The sequence below is a fragment of the Halobacillus shinanisalinarum genome, assembly GCF_022919835.1.
GTDB lineage: Bacteria > Bacillota > Bacilli > Bacillales > Halobacillaceae > Halobacillus_A > Halobacillus_A shinanisalinarum.
The window spans coordinates 1,182,351-1,199,045 of the sequence record NZ_CP095074.1 but is presented as its reverse complement, the minus strand read 5'-3'; the positions used below and the strand labels follow the sequence as shown (position 1 = coordinate 1,199,045).

Annotated in this window: 16 protein-coding genes; 12 read left to right on the top strand and 4 right to left on the bottom strand. The window is 41.3% G+C overall.

Features of this window, described 5'->3' with window-relative positions:
• The first annotated feature begins 121 nt into the window (after nucleotides 1-121).
• The 9 genes from MUO14_RS06185 to MUO14_RS06145 all read left to right on the top strand — a co-directional run bounded on the left by MUO14_RS06185 (nucleotide 122) and on the right by MUO14_RS06145 (nucleotide 9,173).
• On the top strand, nucleotides 122-1,288 hold the full coding sequence (locus MUO14_RS06185; protein WP_244754321.1) for a hypothetical protein: 1,167 nt from the start codon (nucleotides 122-124) through the stop codon (nucleotides 1,286-1,288).
• A 20-nt stretch (nucleotides 1,289-1,308) separates the two neighbouring features.
• The gene (locus MUO14_RS06180) at nucleotides 1,309-2,568 is read left to right on the top strand and encodes a metal-dependent hydrolase family protein (RefSeq protein WP_244754320.1); all 1,260 of its coding nucleotides are present in this window, start codon (nucleotides 1,309-1,311) and stop codon (nucleotides 2,566-2,568) included.
• A complete protein-coding gene (locus tag MUO14_RS06175; RefSeq protein ID WP_244754318.1) occupies nucleotides 2,561-3,859 on the top strand; it encodes a M20 family metallo-hydrolase in 1,299 nt (432 codons plus the stop codon). The genes MUO14_RS06180 and MUO14_RS06175 overlap by 8 nt, the downstream gene beginning before the upstream one ends.
• Nucleotides 3,860-3,930: 71 nt before the next feature.
• A complete protein-coding gene (locus MUO14_RS06170; protein WP_244754316.1) occupies nucleotides 3,931-4,749 on the top strand; it encodes a DUF3100 domain-containing protein in 819 nt (272 codons plus the stop codon).
• 2 nt (nucleotides 4,750-4,751) lie between these two features.
• Entirely contained in the window at nucleotides 4,752-5,204 is a 453-nt protein-coding gene (locus MUO14_RS06165) for a hypothetical protein (RefSeq protein ID WP_244754315.1), read from the top strand.
• Between the two features lie 197 nt (nucleotides 5,205-5,401).
• Nucleotides 5,402-6,397: a dihydroxyacetone kinase subunit DhaK gene (gene dhaK, locus MUO14_RS06160; RefSeq protein ID WP_244754313.1), complete on the top strand. Its 996-nt coding sequence runs from the start codon at nucleotides 5,402-5,404 to the stop codon at nucleotides 6,395-6,397.
• A gap of 19 nt (nucleotides 6,398-6,416) precedes the next feature.
• Nucleotides 6,417-7,037 (top strand): dihydroxyacetone kinase subunit DhaL, encoded by a 621-nt coding sequence (gene dhaL, locus MUO14_RS06155; protein ID WP_244754311.1) that lies wholly within the window; start codon nucleotides 6,417-6,419, stop codon nucleotides 7,035-7,037.
• A 5-nt stretch (nucleotides 7,038-7,042) separates the two neighbouring features.
• Nucleotides 7,043-7,423, top strand: coding sequence for a dihydroxyacetone kinase phosphoryl donor subunit DhaM (gene dhaM / locus MUO14_RS06150; protein WP_244754309.1), 381 nt, complete (start codon nucleotides 7,043-7,045; stop codon nucleotides 7,421-7,423).
• Between the two features lie 475 nt (nucleotides 7,424-7,898).
• The gene (locus MUO14_RS06145; protein WP_244754301.1) at nucleotides 7,899-9,173 is read left to right on the top strand and encodes a glycosyltransferase family 2 protein; all 1,275 of its coding nucleotides are present in this window, start codon (nucleotides 7,899-7,901) and stop codon (nucleotides 9,171-9,173) included.
• A gap of 26 nt (nucleotides 9,174-9,199) precedes the next feature.
• Here the strand turns inward: MUO14_RS06145 and MUO14_RS06140 are convergent, their stop codons facing one another.
• The 4 genes from MUO14_RS06140 to MUO14_RS06125 form a co-directional block, all read right to left on the bottom strand.
• On the bottom strand, nucleotides 9,200-10,324 hold the full coding sequence (locus tag MUO14_RS06140) for a DegT/DnrJ/EryC1/StrS family aminotransferase (RefSeq protein ID WP_244754300.1): 1,125 nt from the start codon (nucleotides 10,322-10,324) through the stop codon (nucleotides 9,200-9,202).
• Between the two features lie 15 nt (nucleotides 10,325-10,339).
• Nucleotides 10,340-11,641 carry a nucleotide sugar dehydrogenase gene (locus tag MUO14_RS06135; RefSeq protein WP_244754298.1) on the bottom strand — a complete coding sequence of 434 codons (1,302 nt, stop codon included), beginning with the start codon at nucleotides 11,639-11,641 and terminating at the stop codon, nucleotides 10,340-10,342.
• A 472-nt stretch (nucleotides 11,642-12,113) separates the two neighbouring features.
• Entirely contained in the window at nucleotides 12,114-12,494 is a 381-nt protein-coding gene (locus tag MUO14_RS06130) for a glycosyltransferase family protein (protein WP_244754292.1), read from the bottom strand.
• A 26-nt stretch (nucleotides 12,495-12,520) separates the two neighbouring features.
• On the bottom strand, nucleotides 12,521-13,339 hold the full coding sequence (locus tag MUO14_RS06125) for a glycosyltransferase (RefSeq protein WP_244754291.1): 819 nt from the start codon (nucleotides 13,337-13,339) through the stop codon (nucleotides 12,521-12,523).
• A 237-nt stretch (nucleotides 13,340-13,576) separates the two neighbouring features.
• Here MUO14_RS06125 and MUO14_RS06120 point away from each other — a divergent pair, with 237 nt between their 5' ends.
• The 3 genes from MUO14_RS06120 (at nucleotide 13,577) to wecB (ending at nucleotide 16,666) form a co-directional block, all read left to right on the top strand.
• Nucleotides 13,577-14,332: an SDR family NAD(P)-dependent oxidoreductase gene (locus MUO14_RS06120; protein WP_244754290.1), complete on the top strand. Its 756-nt coding sequence runs from the start codon at nucleotides 13,577-13,579 to the stop codon at nucleotides 14,330-14,332.
• 28 nt (nucleotides 14,333-14,360) lie between these two features.
• Nucleotides 14,361-15,098 (top strand): NAD-dependent epimerase/dehydratase family protein, encoded by a 738-nt coding sequence (locus MUO14_RS06115; RefSeq protein ID WP_244754289.1) that lies wholly within the window; start codon nucleotides 14,361-14,363, stop codon nucleotides 15,096-15,098.
• A gap of 485 nt (nucleotides 15,099-15,583) precedes the next feature.
• Entirely contained in the window at nucleotides 15,584-16,666 is a 1,083-nt protein-coding gene (gene wecB, locus MUO14_RS06110; protein WP_244754283.1) for a non-hydrolyzing UDP-N-acetylglucosamine 2-epimerase, read from the top strand.
• Nucleotides 16,667-16,695: the final 29 nt, after the last annotated feature.

The window sequence follows — 16,695 nt, the reverse complement described above, 5'->3', positions numbered from 1 at the left end:
TATGGATAACCGACAAAAATCTAACTCATTTTTTGTCGGTTATCCATATATTTTATCTATTTGAATTATCTTATAATTTTGACTACTAACTTTTAAAACAAAAGGAAAAGGATGTGTAGGAATGGCGCCCATATTTATTGTACTGATCTTAGTTTCTATTATTGCTTTAGGGGAAGTTCTCTCACTGTCATCGAGAGCAAAGATTCCTACATTATTAGTGGTTATAGCTGTTACTTTTGTGTTGCTGCAAACTGGTATATTGCCGGAATCTTATATCGAAGCATCGACTTTCGTGGCTGCTGGAGGTGTGCTCGTTCCCGTATTGATCGTACACTTGGGGACGATGATCCCTCTATCAGTTATCAAAAAGCAATACAAAGCAGTTCTTGTCACATTGATAGGTCTTCTGTTTTCTGTCGGAGCGATGCTCATCATCATTTCGCTTATTTTTGATTATAAAACAGCAGTCGCGGGAGCAGGCCCGCTGACCGGAGGAATTATTGCCTACATTGTCACACAGGAAGGATTAACGGAAGCTGGTTTCACTTCGCTTGCCGCAATTCCAGTTGTCGTGTTTGCCCTACAAAATCTTGTTGGCATGCCGCTTACTTCTACATTATTAAGTAAGTATGCTGTCTCCATAAGGGATGATTTTTCTGATGGGAAATATACTGATCAAGAAGATAATCAAGTGGAGGGGGAAAGCAAAACTAAGGGATTATTGCTTCCAGATCGCTTTATGCAAAGTAATTTCTTTCTTCTGTTCCTATTATTTATTGGCGGGGCGCTTGCTACTTGGCTAGGTGAAATAACTGGCATCAATTATAGCCTCTGGTCGCTCGCAATCGGAATCATGGGATTTGCTCTCAGGATTTATCCCGACAAGGCGCTGGACCGGTCGAATAGTTCGGGCCTTGCGATGGTAGCGTTGATCATCGTCGTTGTTCATTCACTCGTTGGCATCACTTGGGACCAGGTTGTATCTTCACTTGTAGCCGTTTTAATCGTGATTGTAGTAGGGACGACAGGTCTAGTGATCGGTGGAATGATTGGAGCGAAAATTTTCAAATGGAAACCGACAAAGGCAGTACCGATCGTACTGACAGCGCTGTACGGCTTCCCTGGAGATTATTTGATCGTAGAAGAAGTAAGCAGAAGTATTGGACGTAATGAAGCCGAACAAAAAAGGATTATGGATGAATTACTCGCACCAATGTTGATCGGGGGATTCACTTCAGTCACCGTTGGATCAATCGTTATTGCAAGCATTTTGATAGGTACACTTTAGTGAAAGGGAGAGATTGAATTATGGTATATACACTAATTACAAATGGAACGTTGATTGATGGTCAAGGAAATGCACCGGTCACCGAAGCAGCCGTATTAATTAAAGATAATTATATTGAGCAAGTAGGAAAACCGGGAGAAATTTCAATCCCAGAGGATGCCACTGTGATCGATGCTGCCGGTAAGTATATTTTGCCTGGCTTAATTGATACACACGTGCATATGGCAATGGAGTTGAGAAATATTCAAGACGCGATTCTGACGCCTTTTTCCTATCGTTTTTATGAGAGTGTCCATTATTTGAAACGTACATTGGATGCAGGCATCACCGCTGTGCGTGATGCAGGCTTTTCCGATGCCGGTATGAAGAAGGCAGTAGAAGACGGGCTTGTGGAAGGACCGCGCATGCAAGTAAGTATCAATCCACTAACGATTACCGGAGGGCACGGAGATAATTGGAATCGCTCTGGAGTAGACACAACAATGCAGACGTATCCAGGGATGCCTGACCCGATCTGTGATGGCAAAGAAGCTGTTCGCAAAACAGTGCGTGAAATGCTGCGTGCTGGAGCGGAAGTGATTAAAGTCCATGCGACAGGAGGAGTAACGAGTCCAACTGATCACCCAGAGTTCACTCAGTTCTCACAGGAAGAACTAGAAGTGATGGTGGAAGAAGCCCATTTTCGTAAAGGTGTAAAGGTGATGGCCCATGCCCAAGGAGCAGAAGGTATCAAGAATGCTATCCGAGCAGGTATCTACTCTATTGAACATGGCATCTATATCGATGATGAAGCAATTGAACTGATGCTTGAGAATGGAACGTTCCTCGTACCTACCTTGTTAGCTCCTATTTCTGTACTAGAGTCGAGTGAGAGAGACGACAAGATGGCACCATATGCTGTCGAGAAATCAAAGGAAGTCGTTGAAGCTCATAAAGCCAGTATTGCAAAGGCTTATAAAGCTGGTGTGAAAATCGCGATGGGGACCGATGCAGGGGTGATGGCACATGGTACTAACCTCCGCGAGCTAGGTCTCATGTGTGATATCGGCATGTCACCGATGGAAGCACTTATGGCCACGACTAAAACGGCGGCAGAATGCCTTGGCTGGGAAGATCAGGTTGGAACGATCGAAGCAGGAAAACTTGCCGATGTCATTTTGACTGATGTGGATCCTCTTAGCGATATCCGCGCCTTAGAAAACAGTGATCATATCACAATGGTTATGAAAAATGGCTCCGTCTATAAACATCTAGCGGAAAGGAAGGGTACACATGTCTAATGATTGGGATTTATATACGAGATTAATAGAGGACTACAGTCCATCCTTTTCCTCGGGTGGCATCGATGGGGATAGGATGGCAAGAAGGCTCCATGAGATTTCCAAGATCGGTCTAACGGAAGATGGAGGAAGCAGAAGAGTTGGTTTCTCCCAGGAGGAAAAGCAGGCGAAAACATTGGTTAAAGGATGGATGAAAGAACTAGGTCTTTCTATCACAGAGGATGGTGCTGGGAATGTGTTCGGCCGCCTAGAAGGAAAAAATCCTTCCTTGCCGGCGATTGTCAGTGGCTCTCATCTGGATAGCGTCCCAAATGGCGGTCATTTTGACGGGCCTCTTGGTGTGCTTTCTTCGCTAGAACTAGTGGAAGCCTGGAAGGAAACCGGTTATCAGCCGACAAGATCGTATGAAGTGGCGATTTTTTCCGATGAAGAGGGTTCTCGTTTCAATAGTGGTTTGACTGGGAGCAGGGCGATGACTGGTGATGTCGACATGGAACTTCAGCAGAATCTCATCGACCAAGATGGGAACTCATTTGAACGTGTGATGAGTGAAGTAGGGTTATCTGCGGAGAGTTTCGCCGGTGCTGCTCGAAATCTGAACGAGGTGGGATCGTTCGTTGAGGTTCATATTGAACAAGGGAAGAAATTAGAAGAACAAAACCTTCCCATAGGTATCGTATCCGGGATTGCAGGTCCAAGCTGGCTAGCGGTCGAATTTTATGGAAATGCAGGCCACGCCGGAAATACACCGATGACCGATCGGCAAGACGCATTAGTTGCTGCCGGGGAATTCATTAGCCACATCCATAGTCTGCCAGGACAGGTGAGTGATTCTGCTGTTGCTACAGTTGGGAAACTCCACGTCTACCCGAATGGAGTCAATGTCATCCCTGGAAAAGTCGCCTTGCATGTCGATATTCGTGACATCCATGAAGACACGCGAACAGAGTTGACTCAATTAATTATCGATGAAGCAGAGAAGGCTTCCCAGAAATTCGGGGTACGATGCAATCATAAACAAACATTACAAGTCACTCCTGTTCCGATAAAGTCTGATATCAAGGAACACCTGCGCCAGGCAATGGAACAGCATCAGATTCCCGCGACAGAACTCCCAAGTGGTGCCGGGCATGATGCACTAATCATCGGAAGCCACCTTCCAGTAGCCATGCTATTTGTGAAAAGTAAAGACGGCGTAAGCCATAACCCTGCAGAGTGGTCATCCTTGAATGACTGCGTTCAAGGTGTCCATGTATTGAAGTCATATGTGGAATCAATTGATCAGGCCTAGCATGCAATAGGTAGTCAGCCAGGTTAAAGAATCTGCCTTACAAAAAAGACCAAGGATTAGGAGGTGGGCATATGTCCGAAGTGCAAAAAAACCTATGGAAGGATTGGCGACTGCATGCACTTGTATTAGTTATTGTAGTGATAACAGAGTTGATGGGCACACACGAATTTTCTGTTGGACCAGGGGTTATTCTGTTACTTCCTATGCTTTATGCGATCATTATAGGTCTTGCTCTGTATTTCACTCCAATTATTAAAGAAAAACAATCTAAACATGCCGAACCTTTAATTGTTCTAGGGGTCACGTTATTAATTGCAAAAATTGGTGTGATCATAGGCCCTTCCTTACCGCAAATTATTGCCGCCGGACCGGCTTTATTGCTGCAGGAGTTTGGAAACCTGGGGACGATTTTCATAGCCCTGCCGATCGCTGTTTTTCTTGGCTTAAAAAGAGAAAGCATCGGCATGACACATTCCGTTGCCCGTGAACCCAATGTGGGGCTGATCATGGACAAATATGGATTTAACTCACCTGAAGGGCGTGGAGTCATGGCCATTTACATCTTTGGCACGGTGTTTGGCGCCGTATTTATGGGACTCATCTCTGGATTTTTAGCGACCATTACACCACTCCACCCGCTATCCTTTGCAATGGCTTCAGGAATCGGAAGCGGCAGTATGATGGCAGCTGCTAGTGGCTCGCTTGTTGCCGCTTTTCCTAGTATGGAAACGGAAATCCTTGCTTTCGCTGGGGCGAGTAACCTCCTGTCATTATCGACCGGTTTATATATGAGCATATTTATTGGACTGCCATTGACGGAAAAATTATATAATGTACTAAATAAACGAAAAGATAATAGAACAGGTGCTAACACGGGGAGAGGTGAGTAACCATGCTGAAAAATATACAGGAATGGACATTGTTATTGCTGATCTTTGGAGTTGTCTCAATCCTTGGCAACTGGATTGGATATAACATCTTCCCAGTAGAGGCCGTGCCGGGTATGATCATTCTCATTTTGATCGCTTTAGCAGGGCTGATTTTGCAAAAACTTCTCCCAATAAGGATTCCCAGCATAGCCTATGTTGCCATTATAGGTGTGCTAGTGTCGATGCCATGGATGCCTGGATCTGAACAAATCGTAGCCATGACAAACTATATAAATCTCTTAGCCCTTACCACACCCATTCTCGCCTACGCAGGTATTGCCATCGGTCGTTCATGGACCGATTTCGTTAAACTTGGGTGGAGAACGATTGTCGTAGCGTCTTTTGTTATGGTCGGCACTTTTCTTGGATCAGCGGTTATAGCAGAACTTGTTTTGAGAATGCAGGGGATCATTTGATAGATTGTATAACTTTCGGAAATACAATGAGACTACCATTGAAAAAGTCGGTTAGTTAAGCTTCTGGTGCTTAACTAACCGACTTTTTTACATGCAAGTTAAGAATCATTGTTATAAAATGATAACCAAGAAGCCTTCCAGAAAAACAGAAGTTATATCACTTTAAAAATTGCTGTAGGAAAAGGAGAGGGTAAAAGATGAAGAAAATCATTAATAATCCTGAAGAGGTCGTTCAAGACATGCTAAAAGGGTTGATTGCCGCCCATCCGGAGTCACTTAAGCAAATTCCTAATACGACAGCCATCGTTCGAAAAGATGCCCCCGTCGCTAACAAGGTTGGAATTGTCAGTGGTGGTGGGAGTGGTCATGAACCTGCTCACGCCGGCTATATAGGTGAAGGGATGCTTGATGCAGCTGTATGTGGTGAAATGTTCACTTCACCTACTCCCGACCAAGTGTTTGAAGCAATCAAAGCGGTAGACAGCGGTTCAGGTGTGTTTCTTGTGATTAAAAACTATACGGGAGACGTAATGAACTTCGAGATGGCTGCCGAGCTTGCTGAGGCAGAGGGAATCGATGTCGAAAAGGTTGTAGTTAATGACGATGTGGCTGTAGAGGACAGCTCCTTCACCACAGGACGGCGCGGTATCGCTGGAACGGTTTTTGTCCATAAGATTGCTGGGGCAAAGGCTGATGCAGGAGGGTCTTTACAAGAAGTGAAAGATGTCGCTGAAAAAGTGGTGGTTAACGTCCGCTCCATGGGCATGGCCGTAACTCCTTGTACGGTACCGGCTGCTGGAAAACCTAGCTTTACTCTTGACGAGAATGAAATGGAAATTGGCATCGGCATTCATGGTGAACCGGGAATCGAAAGGAAGAAGTTGACTTCAGCTGACGAAATTGCTGAAGAGTTGACGCAAAAGGTACTTGAGGACATTGAATTTAACAGTGGCGATGAAGTAGCTGTCATGATCAATGGAATGGGGGCAACCCCTGAGATGGAATTGTACATTTTGAATGGAAGGGTCCAAGAGATCCTTCATGAGCGCGGTCTTAATGTCCATAAAACCTTCGTCGGTGAGTATATGACTTCACTTGAAATGGCTGGTTGTTCCGTTACGTTGCTCAAACTCGATAAAGAAACGAAACAATTACTAGATTCAGATTCAAACGCGTCGGCCTTCCACAGTTAATATGAAAGGGGTATCTAATATGGAACTACAAGTTGAACAAATCGTGACATGGATGGAAAAGGCGAACGAAAAAGTCCAAGACAACAAAGAATATTTAACATCGTTGGATCAGGCAATTGGAGATGGCGACCATGGCATCAATATGGCTCGTGGCTTCAAGGAAGTTGTCCAGAAAGTGTCTGGATCTGATTATGAAACAGCTTCAGATATTCTGAAAGATGTTGCGATGACGTTAATGGGAAAGGTTGGTGGTGCAGCAGGACCGTTGTATGGTACAGCCTTTTTGAAATTGTCGGCATCAGTGAAGGGGAAGAAATCCATTGATTATGGAAGCTTTGTTACAGGCTTAGAGGAAGCTTTGGCAGGTATGAAGCAGAGGGGAAAATCAGAGCAAGGAGAAAAAACTCTAATTGATACTTGGGCTCCTGTTATTGAAGAGATGAAAAAAGCGGACGGCTTTGATTGCGATCTCCTTTCAGCAACAGCTAAAGCAGCTATGGAAAAAACAAAAGATATCAAAGCGACGAAAGGCCGGGCATCTTACCTAGGGGATCGTTCAATTGGCCATCTTGACCCAGGCTCCGTTTCGTCCTACTACCTATTCACATCCTTAGCAGAAACGATCAGAGGAGGAAAGTAATTCTTATGTCACAAGTAGGCATTGTCCTGATTTCCCATAGTCCAAAAGTAGTTGAAGGAATCAAGGATATCATTAATCAAGTTGCTAAAGACGTACCTGTCGAACTTGCCGGTGGGACTGATGAGAACGAAATCGGTACAAGTGTTGAAAAAATCCAAGCAGCCATCGAGCGGGTCCACACTGATAAAGGTGTGCTTTTGATCTACGACTTGGGCAGTGCAATGATGAACGCTGAGCTAGCCGTGGAAATGTCCGATTACGAAGACATTGAAATAGCTGAAGCACCACTTTTAGAGGGAGCTTATGTTGCTGCTGTTGAATCTGGTATGGGCAAAAGTTTGGAGGACGTAAAGAAAGCATGTGAAAGTGCACTGAAGAATGAATAAGAGAACCATCCACTGACTCTTTGAAGATAAAAAATAACACAGGCCATCCACACTCTGGACGGCCTGTGTTATTTAGGGGTGTGTGAACTACTTACTTTGAGTACCGCTATAAACCAAGCATCCTACCACAATAAACGGCCTCCCCTTAGCAGACCTCATAATTACTTAAATCGCTGAATAGTTATAGAAATGAATCAATTTCATAATTTAAGCCCCTTCTGCCAAGGAATTCAAAAGGAAGTACCTCCCCAAATCTAGTCAAGTAGGAAATTTGAAATCATTTTTATTAGGTAAGGGCAGTGATCTGGAAGACTCCATCTCGAGATAGGTTTCCGTTTCCTTGGATGGAGAAGGAGGTCCGGGAAATCACTCGCTTTCCGTGGGCATGCGCTGAGCCTCCTCGGACTCTGTCCTGGCTAGACGTGAGTCAGGTATAAGATTAAATATGAGCTATAAAGGGAACGGAGGTTTACTGTTGAAAGATATAACCGCCATCCTCATTCATTATTCCAATAAGGCAGCATTGCAAAAAGCGCTATACTCTTTACAAAAAATAAGCTCCAGGATTAAATCGATTGTGGTTCTTCAGGAGCAGAACATGTCTTTAAATAGCATTGACGATTGGTTTGACCAGGTTCAATTTATTGCCATTAAAGATAGTGACGTAGGGCAGACACTGAATGATACTATTTCCAAGCTGACCAGTTCTTATGTTTTATTTCTTCAGGATAAAGATTATCTTTCTTCTACTGCAAATGTCGAATCCTTTCAGCTTTCCCAACCAAAAACAATGTTAGGGGCTGTTTATCATAATCGAAACATGGCTATCCATCAGCCTTTACTCGTTCACACATCCCTCCTCAAAAAGCAACGTTTGTTATTAGACCTCCAGCTCCCCTTCAAGGAGGCTCGTTTTCCTGCTTGGCTTTCCAATGTGGAATCTTCTCTCACGTTCTTTAAAGAAGACCTTGTCAGGCAATCAAGGAAGAATAGCTCCGCCAATACAATAGAAAAGTTAGCGTTCATACAGAAATATCAGTTGAAAAAAGTCAAAACAGAGCACCCTTCCCTATCCGTTGTAATTTCAAATTATAATATGGAGAAATATGTTGAAACGGCTGTTGCTTCATGCCTTTTACAAAGTGAACAACTTGACCAATTACTCATTATCGATGACGGGTCAACGGATAACTCCTTTAAACAAATTCAACGATGGAGCGACGGGGAAAAGGTGAAAGTGTTTAACAAAAAGAATGGGGGAAAGGCCAGGGCATTAAATGAACTATTACCTCACGTAACGTCGGACTTTATATTGGAACTTGATGCAGATGACTGGCTTGATCCTGATGCAGTTTCTGTTATTAAAAAACAGGTAGCAGATCTTCCACAGGATGTTTCAGTGCTGTACGGTAATCTTAGAAAGTGGAAGCAGTTAACGGGGGATGTGCTCTATAAAGGGATCACCAAAGGAACCACAGTCAATGGAAGGGCTGACTTACTGTCTTATCGCTTTCCTCTTGGGCCAAGGGTTTACCGAACTTCACTTTTAAAAAGGAAGGGAGGGTTTCCGGTGGTTAAGTTTGAAAATGGGAAGCTTTATGAGGACGTAAGTGTCCTAAATCAATTAATAAAGGATTATCGGTTTCGTTATCATGATTTTACTGTTTATAATGTACGGGAACATAATGAAAGTATCACAAAAAGTAATCCTGCAAAATGGAATGATTTTTTAAAAACATTAGATGTATAACGAAAGAGACCAATGGATACTGTGGGCTATCCGCTGGTCTCCATAAATTTCTTGACCGTTGAAATAATATGGTCTTGTTTTTGAAAAGATAGCATCGGAAAAATAGGGAGTGCCAATATTCGTTTAGCTGTCTTCTCTGCAATCGGAAAATCGCCTTCCTTATAGTGAAGATCATGAAAAGCTTCTTGCAGGTGCAGAGGAATAGGATAATAAATAGCTGAAGCAATTCCATTATTTTTAAGTGCTGCAGCAAGTTCATCCCTGTTGTCTAATTCAATACAATATTGATGAAAAGTATGCTCTCGATTATCTATGGTTGATGGGGTTTTAAAAAGACCGCTAAAGTGCTCCGTGTATCTATTGGCAACTTCCTTTCTCTTATGCAAGAAAATGTCTAAATAATATAATTTGACAAGTAAAACAGCTGCCTGAAATTCATCAAGTCTACTATTCATCCCGATTGAGGAATGATGATATTTCTTTTCACTCCCATGGTTCCGAAGTTCACTAAGTTTTTCATGCAATTGTTTCTGATTGGTTACGACTAAACCAGCGTCGCCAAACGCCCCAAGGTTTTTTGAGGGAAAGAAGGAGAAGCAGCCAATGTCGCCTAGTGCTCCGACTCTTGTTCCATCATATTCTGTTCCTATGGCCTGGCAGGCATCTTCTATGACTCTCAAATGATGTGTTTTTGCGATCTCGACAATTTCTTTCATTTTAGCAGGTTGACCGTACAGATGGACGACAATTATAGCTTTTGTATGTTGAGTTATCGCTTGCTCAATTTTAGATGGATCCATGTTATACGTTTCCTCTTCTATATCAACGAAAACAGGTTTAGCCCCTACTTGGGCAATGGCCTCACCGGTGGCAAAAAAAGTAAATGGTGTCGTGATTACTTCATCACCAGGACCAATGTTTAATGCTCTTAGCGATAATTGTAAAGCATCCGTGCCGTTTGCTACTCCAAGACCATAGGAAGCGTCTACATACTGGGCCAATTGCTTTTCTAGCTGCTCTCCTTTGTCCCCGAGGATATAATCTCCACTATCTAAGACTTCTGTTAACATCGCTAATACCGGGGCTCTTATTAATCTCAATTCTTCCTTTAAATCAACCATTGGTATCTGTTCAAATTTGTTGTCTGACATTTTTACACCTCCTGTTTAATTTCCTATTCCTTCATATTTCATGCCTAACTGGGAAATTTCTTCTTTATCTAATTTATTCCGTCCGTCTAAAACGAGCTCACATTTACTAAACTTGCTAAAGTCTAGATTGCTATATTCTTGATGAAAGGCTTGAAGGATAACCACATCAATTTCAGAAACAAATGAATCCTTCAACGATAAAGGGTCAGCTCCATATTTTATAATTTCACTATCTGTAAATAGTGGATCATTTAGTAATAGATTCGCCCTTTTCTTCTTAAGTTGATCAATCAGCAGCAAGGATGTCGATTTTGTTGGCTCTTTCACATTTTCCCGGTAGGATAATCCTAAAATAAGCACATTTTTATTCTCTAAGGATCCTATCTCTTTTTCAATTTTTGTAATGGCATAGTTGGCCATGTTGTCATTAATTTCCCTGGACATAGGGGTCAGTCCGCGATCTAATCCTTTATTTATAAAAAAGTAAGGATAGATTGGAATGCAATGTCCACCCACACCAATACCAGGGGAGTGTAAATGCGAATAGGGTTGACTATTACTAGCTGTTATGACTTCGGCCATATTTACGCCTTTTTCTTCTGCAAACACAGCAAGTTCATTCGCAAGAGCAATATTTACATCACGGTATACACATTCTGCTACCTTTGAGAATTCTGCCGTTTCTAAAGAACTAACTTCAATCAACTTACAATCGAGAGCTTTTTTATAAAAATTTGATGCAAGTTCAAGACTTTGCTTATTTAAGCCTCCAACTACTTTGGGATAGTTTTTTAAGTCTTCAAGAATCCGATTTGAGTACACTCTTTCAGGGCTATAGGCGAGGTGGAAATCTGTTTCCATACTCAAACCCGAAAGTTCTTCTATTTTTTTCCCGAACCTATTTTTTGTGTCGCCAGGTGGAAGTGTTGTTTCAAACATTACTAACGAGCCCTTCTTCATCCCTTGGGCTATATCTTGAACGGCGGAATCAATAAATTGGTAATCTACATTATTTTGGTCATCAACTAGAACGGGGACAATCACGACGATGATATCCGACTGGGCAACAGCTTCTGTTGTTACTGAAGTAGCCGATAGTGTGTTATTTTTATGGGCGTGTAAGACGAGCTGGTCTAAGCCTGGTTCATTGTTAATATGGGATTTCCCTTGATTTACTAAAGTGACCACGTCTTTATTTATATCCGCACCAACTACTTTAAAGCCATTATTGGCGAAAACGGCAGCTAGAGTCAGTCCTATTTTTCCGAGCCCAACCACTGCTACCTTAGGCAATGACTGGCTTTGGTCTAATGACATATTTCATCCTCATTTCTTTGTTCATTAAAAAGTTCATTTCATACTTTATGTGTATTAAAATCAATGTGTTTGGACTTTTTCGCTAAGTCGGTTTCACCTTTTACAAAAACTCTTTTAACTATCAATATGGTGAGCTCCGACCTTATTGAAGAGTGCCTGTATTCTAAGTTCTTTCTATCTTACAGACTTTTTATGGGTACGTTCGTTATGAGAGGGAATGGTATAACAACTGAGGACATTAGCAGGGTCTTTATCTACCCGCTTACTTTCTTATAGAGGATGATTGGGCATTTGAATAATGGTGGCCTAAATTGATCTATATCTACTCCATGGGTGAGGGGTAACGTGGGTACGTTTATATAAAAAGTTTAGGGATAACCGCATGGGGGCTATGTTTTTCTTCTGTCAATAGGATTTCCCTTAGTGGTCTCTTCCTACTAATAATTAAACAGATTCGTTGTATTTAACTTTTTTATAGATCTTTCGCCAATTGATCATAAACTGTAAATAGTTTCTTTTCCATGTGTCTCCAGCTGAAATGTGATTCCATGACCTTGCGTGAATTTAGACTCATCTCCTGTGTTTTACTTCTATTTGAATGGAGATGGAGGAGGGCTTGAAAGTAATCCTGGGCAGTGGCTTGAAGTTTTTTAACGACATGTCCACATTTATAAGTTTGAATGAATTCTTCCATATCTGTGCATTGATTTACTAAAACAGGGACGCCATTATTTAAATAACTAAAAAATTTGTTTGGCATAGCAAACCGGTTATTCAAGGAGTTTTCTGCGTCTAAGTCTATCCATCCTACGTCAACATCCTTCATGGCTTCAGGGATCGAATCATAGCTCACCCATCCGGTAAACTGCACTTTATCTTTTAAGTGGGGGGAACACTAAGGTTATGCTCTTCGGTCGAACCCTTTCCTCCTCCGATAATTTTGGCTTTCAGGTCAAATCGTTTATTACACATTTCCAATACAGCCATCAGCTTATTGAAATTCCCCCTTTTCTTATCCATTACACCCTCATAACCAATGACAAATTCTGATGTATTACCTTCTCCTGGTGCATAGCCGACAGCTAGTGGAGGGGAATTATGGATCACTTCTATAGGGAGTTGTGGGTCTAACGAGAGGTAATACGATTTAATAGATTCTGATACAGTTATCACGTAATCTAGTTCTTCTAACATGTATCCAAGCATTTGCCTTTTGATTTTTTTGGTGTTTTGGGGTTGATAAACCAGGGGGTCTGGCTCCAATTCATGGCTATCATAAATTAGTTTGCTTCTTTTTCCCTTTGCAGTTAAAGCACGTTTGATTCCGACTCCCGAATAGAGCGAGAAAAACTCGTGTGCGTGGTAGAAATCAGCTTCCTGTGCAATACCTAGCTGTGTTAATCGATCGTTAAAACGAGTATAGTTTCCAGTACGAAGATTGTAATGAAGATTTTTGACGTCCTTCTCAGGATACATCTGTTCATACGTGATCACTTCGATTCCCTCATAAGTGAAAGCTTTCGATCGGAAGGTTTCACTAAAAGTACTGCCATCCACATCAAAAAGATTCCCATCTCTTCTAGGAACGATCATCGTCACTTTATAACCTTGTTTCACGAGGCTTTTGGCTTCTTTTTTAAAGATACGTGCATCTAAAAATGGGTGTTCAGTTACTAAAAAGCAAACATTTTTGCTCATCATTTTCCTCCAGATAAGAAGGTATTGGGTTCGGTTAGAGACTAAAGTTTCTTTCCATATGGTTGACTCCACAAGCACCGGCTTTTTTGTTCAAGTTGTGGTTATTTTATAGTCCTAATCGACCCTCCTAATAACGTATTAACACCCTAACTACATTATTCATATAAATAAGACTGAATATGATTTCTAGTCTTTCTTTTATTTAGGCATACGTCTTTAAATGTTGGGGGAACAAGGATGGAGTTAAATCTTAAAGGAAAAAGGGTGTTAGTGACCGGTGGTTCAAGAGGAATTGGAAAGGCAATAGCTGAAGCCTTTTTGAATGAGGGTGCCTCTGTTGGGATTACAGCTAGAAGTCATGCAGAGCTTTTACAAGTACAGGAGAATCTAGGAGTACAAACGTATCAAAAAGACCTTGCGAAACATGAAGATAGGGAACGATTAATGAGTGAATTCATTGATGATTTTAACAGCATTGATGTTCTTGTTAATAATGTCGGTGCAAGTCATGGGGAGAAGGTTTTAAAAACTTCCTCCAGCGTATTTAAAGAAGCAATGGAACTGAATTTCATCTCTGCTGTCCATTTAAGTCAGCTGGCCAGTAAACAGATGATACCCAAAGGAAAGGGAGTCATTATAAATATTTCCTCGATCTATGGGAAAGAATCCGGTGGTATTCCTTCTTATAACGCTTCAAAGGGTGCCTTAATTAGTTTTACAAAATCCTTTAGTTCTGAGGCAATTAAGAATAATATTCGTGTAATTGGCATTGCTCCAGGGGCCATCTATCATCCAAATAAAGAATGGCAACGCCGTTTACAACTTGATCCCGATTTTTTGAAAAACTATGCGCGTGATAAAATCCCAGCTGGACGACTTGGAAAACCTGAAGAGATTGGAAATGTCGCAGTCTTTCTGGCATCCGATAAGGCCTCTTGGATAGTGGGATCTACCATTACTGTCGATGGGGGACAATCCCGATTGAATTTTTAACTACGAAACGGAAGGGAAGTGGCACATATTGAAACGACCGTCACTTGTTAATAGCACCATTTTAATTATTGGAGGAGCCGGTTTTATCGGAAGTCATTTAGTAGACAAACTACTAAAAGAAGGTGCAGCTCAAATTATAATTGTTGATAATCTATTTGTGGGGAAAAAGGAAAATATAGAACATGCTCTAAAGAAAGGCGCAATCCTTCATGTTGATGATGCTGAGAATCAAGAAGCCCTTAACTATATTATGGAAAAATACGATATCGACATCGTTTTTAACTGCGCCACCAAAGCGTTAAATTATTCGTTTATAAATCCGTCCAATGCGTTTTTGACAAATGTTTTAGTCTTAAAAAACTTGTTGGAGCTTCAAAGGAAAAATGCATTTCAAACATTGTGTCATTTTTCCTCTTCAGAAGCGTATGGTTCGGCTCAATACGAACCAATGGATGAAAAACATCCATTGGTTCCAACGACAACCTATGCTGCAGGAAAAGCAGCGGCTGATTTAATGTTACAGTCTTATGTTAGAATGTTTGATTTGGATGCCTTTCTTGTTCGGCCTTTTAATAACTATGGACCCAGGCAGAACTTTGAAGGCGCCCTAGCTGGCGTAATTCCTCTTACCATTAAAAAGATTTTAGAGAAGGATGCACCCGAGATTCATGGGGGGGTCAACAAACTAGGGATTTTATTTATGTTGAGGACACCGTTGACATCGTATCAAAAGTCTTTCCTATTATTTCGCCTGGTGAATGTGTAAATATTACTACAGACCAACAATTATCGATCGAGAATGTAATTGAAACGATAATAGACGTTATGAAATATAAGGGGAAGGTTCTGAGAAAGCCTAATCGAACAGCAGACGTTAATAGCCATAGGGGGTCATTGGAAAATTTAAAAAACATGATTGGTCAGTATCATAAAACTCCTTTTAAAGATGGAATTGGGGACACTGTATATTGGGTGAAAGCCAATGTTACAAAGGATGGCTGAGGCACCAGTCATCCACAATAACTTACTTTTCAAATCGACCTACTAGAAAGAGAGAATGGAACACTGTTCTTGAATAGTGTAATGAACACGCACTTATAGAAATTTATCTCCATTTTCTCTCAAAAGTAGATTAGCCTTCAAGCTCTCATATTTTTTAAAGGAGTTTGTATGTTTGTTATATCAATAGATGGATCACAAATAAAGAGTGACGAATAATGGATTGAAAAAGTTTTAGGAAAGGAGAATGGAATGAAAATATTAACAGTAGTAGGAGCAAGGCCACAATTTATAAAGGCATGTATGTTGTCTAAAACCTTAAAATCTAATTCAAAAATTGAAGAAATTATCGTACACACTGGCCAACACTACGATGATAATATGTCGGCCGTTTTTTTTAAGCAATTGAATCTCCCGAAACCAGATTATTATTTAGGTGTCGGTTCTGGATCTCACGGGGAACAAACAGCCAAAATGTTAATGGATCTAGAGAAGGTTATGACCTCCGTTAAACCAGATATTGTATTAGTATATGGGGATACAAATTCTACTCTTGCTGGGAGCTTGGCCGCATCAAAGCTTCATATCCCAGTAGCCCATGTAGAGGCAGGGCTACGTAGTTTTAACAAAAAAATGCCTGAGGAGATTAATCGAATGATTACAGATCATCTATCTGATTATTTGTTTTGTCCCTCAAATAGTGCAGTTGAAAATTTAAGACATGAGGGGATTAATAACAGAGTATATCAAATAGGGGATATCATGTATGAATCTGTTTCTCACTTTAAACCTTATGCACTGCGACAATCCTCTATCCTGAAGGACTTGTCGCTTACGGAAAACAAATATTATTTGGCAACCCTTCACCGAGCCGAAAATACAGATGATCCCGCTCGCTTAAAATCCATACTTGAAGCTATACAACAACTACAAATAGAGGTTGTCCTCCCCTTACATCCGAGAACCAAAGGTAAAATAAACCAATTCAAATTGACGGATATAATCTCGTCCCCTTCTATTAAACTAATCGAACCTCTAAATTATCTTGATATGTTAGCCATTGCTTCGAAGGCAAGAGGAATCTTAACGGACTCGGGTGGTTTGCAAAAGGAATCTTACATGCTTCAAGTGCCTTGTATCACCCTTAGGGAAGAAACGGAGTGGGAGGAAACTGTGCGGCATGGTTGGAATCGTTTAGTTGGTTCATCTACACAGCAAATTTTAGATGCTGTAACAACAATTCAAATCCCTAAAGAACACCCTTCGCTTTTTGGTGATGGAAAAACTTCACAAAGGATAATCGAAATTCTGATGAAGGATTTTGAAAAGAAGTAGCCACAGTTTGAGTCAGGGAAAAGCGTTCC

Excerpts from the sequence above, each read along its gene's own strand:
- dhaL (WP_244754311.1), top strand. The coding sequence starts at position 6,417 with ATGGAACTACAAGTTGAACAAATCGTGACATGGATGGAAAAGGCGAAC.
- MUO14_RS06180 (WP_244754320.1), top strand. The coding sequence starts at position 1,309 with ATGGTATATACACTAATTACAAATGGAACGTTGATTGATGGTCAAGGA.
- MUO14_RS06175 (WP_244754318.1), top strand. The coding sequence starts at position 2,561 with ATGTCTAATGATTGGGATTTATATACGAGATTAATAGAGGACTACAGT.
- MUO14_RS06185 (WP_244754321.1), top strand. The coding sequence starts at position 122 with ATGGCGCCCATATTTATTGTACTGATCTTAGTTTCTATTATTGCTTTA.
- wecB (WP_244754283.1), top strand. The coding sequence starts at position 15,584 with ATGAAAATATTAACAGTAGTAGGAGCAAGGCCACAATTTATAAAGGCA.
- MUO14_RS06165 (WP_244754315.1), top strand. The coding sequence starts at position 4,752 with ATGCTGAAAAATATACAGGAATGGACATTGTTATTGCTGATCTTTGGA.
- MUO14_RS06125 (WP_244754291.1), bottom strand. The coding sequence starts at position 13,339 with ATGAGCAAAAATGTTTGCTTTTTAGTAACTGAACACCCATTTTTAGAT.
- MUO14_RS06170 (WP_244754316.1), top strand. The coding sequence starts at position 3,931 with ATGTCCGAAGTGCAAAAAAACCTATGGAAGGATTGGCGACTGCATGCA.
- dhaM (WP_244754309.1), top strand. The coding sequence starts at position 7,043 with ATGTCACAAGTAGGCATTGTCCTGATTTCCCATAGTCCAAAAGTAGTT.
- MUO14_RS06135 (WP_244754298.1), bottom strand. The coding sequence starts at position 11,641 with ATGTCATTAGACCAAAGCCAGTCATTGCCTAAGGTAGCAGTGGTTGGG.
- MUO14_RS06140 (WP_244754300.1), bottom strand. The coding sequence starts at position 10,324 with ATGTCAGACAACAAATTTGAACAGATACCAATGGTTGATTTAAAGGAA.
- MUO14_RS06120 (WP_244754290.1), top strand. The coding sequence starts at position 13,577 with ATGGAGTTAAATCTTAAAGGAAAAAGGGTGTTAGTGACCGGTGGTTCA.
- dhaK (WP_244754313.1), top strand. The coding sequence starts at position 5,402 with ATGAAGAAAATCATTAATAATCCTGAAGAGGTCGTTCAAGACATGCTA.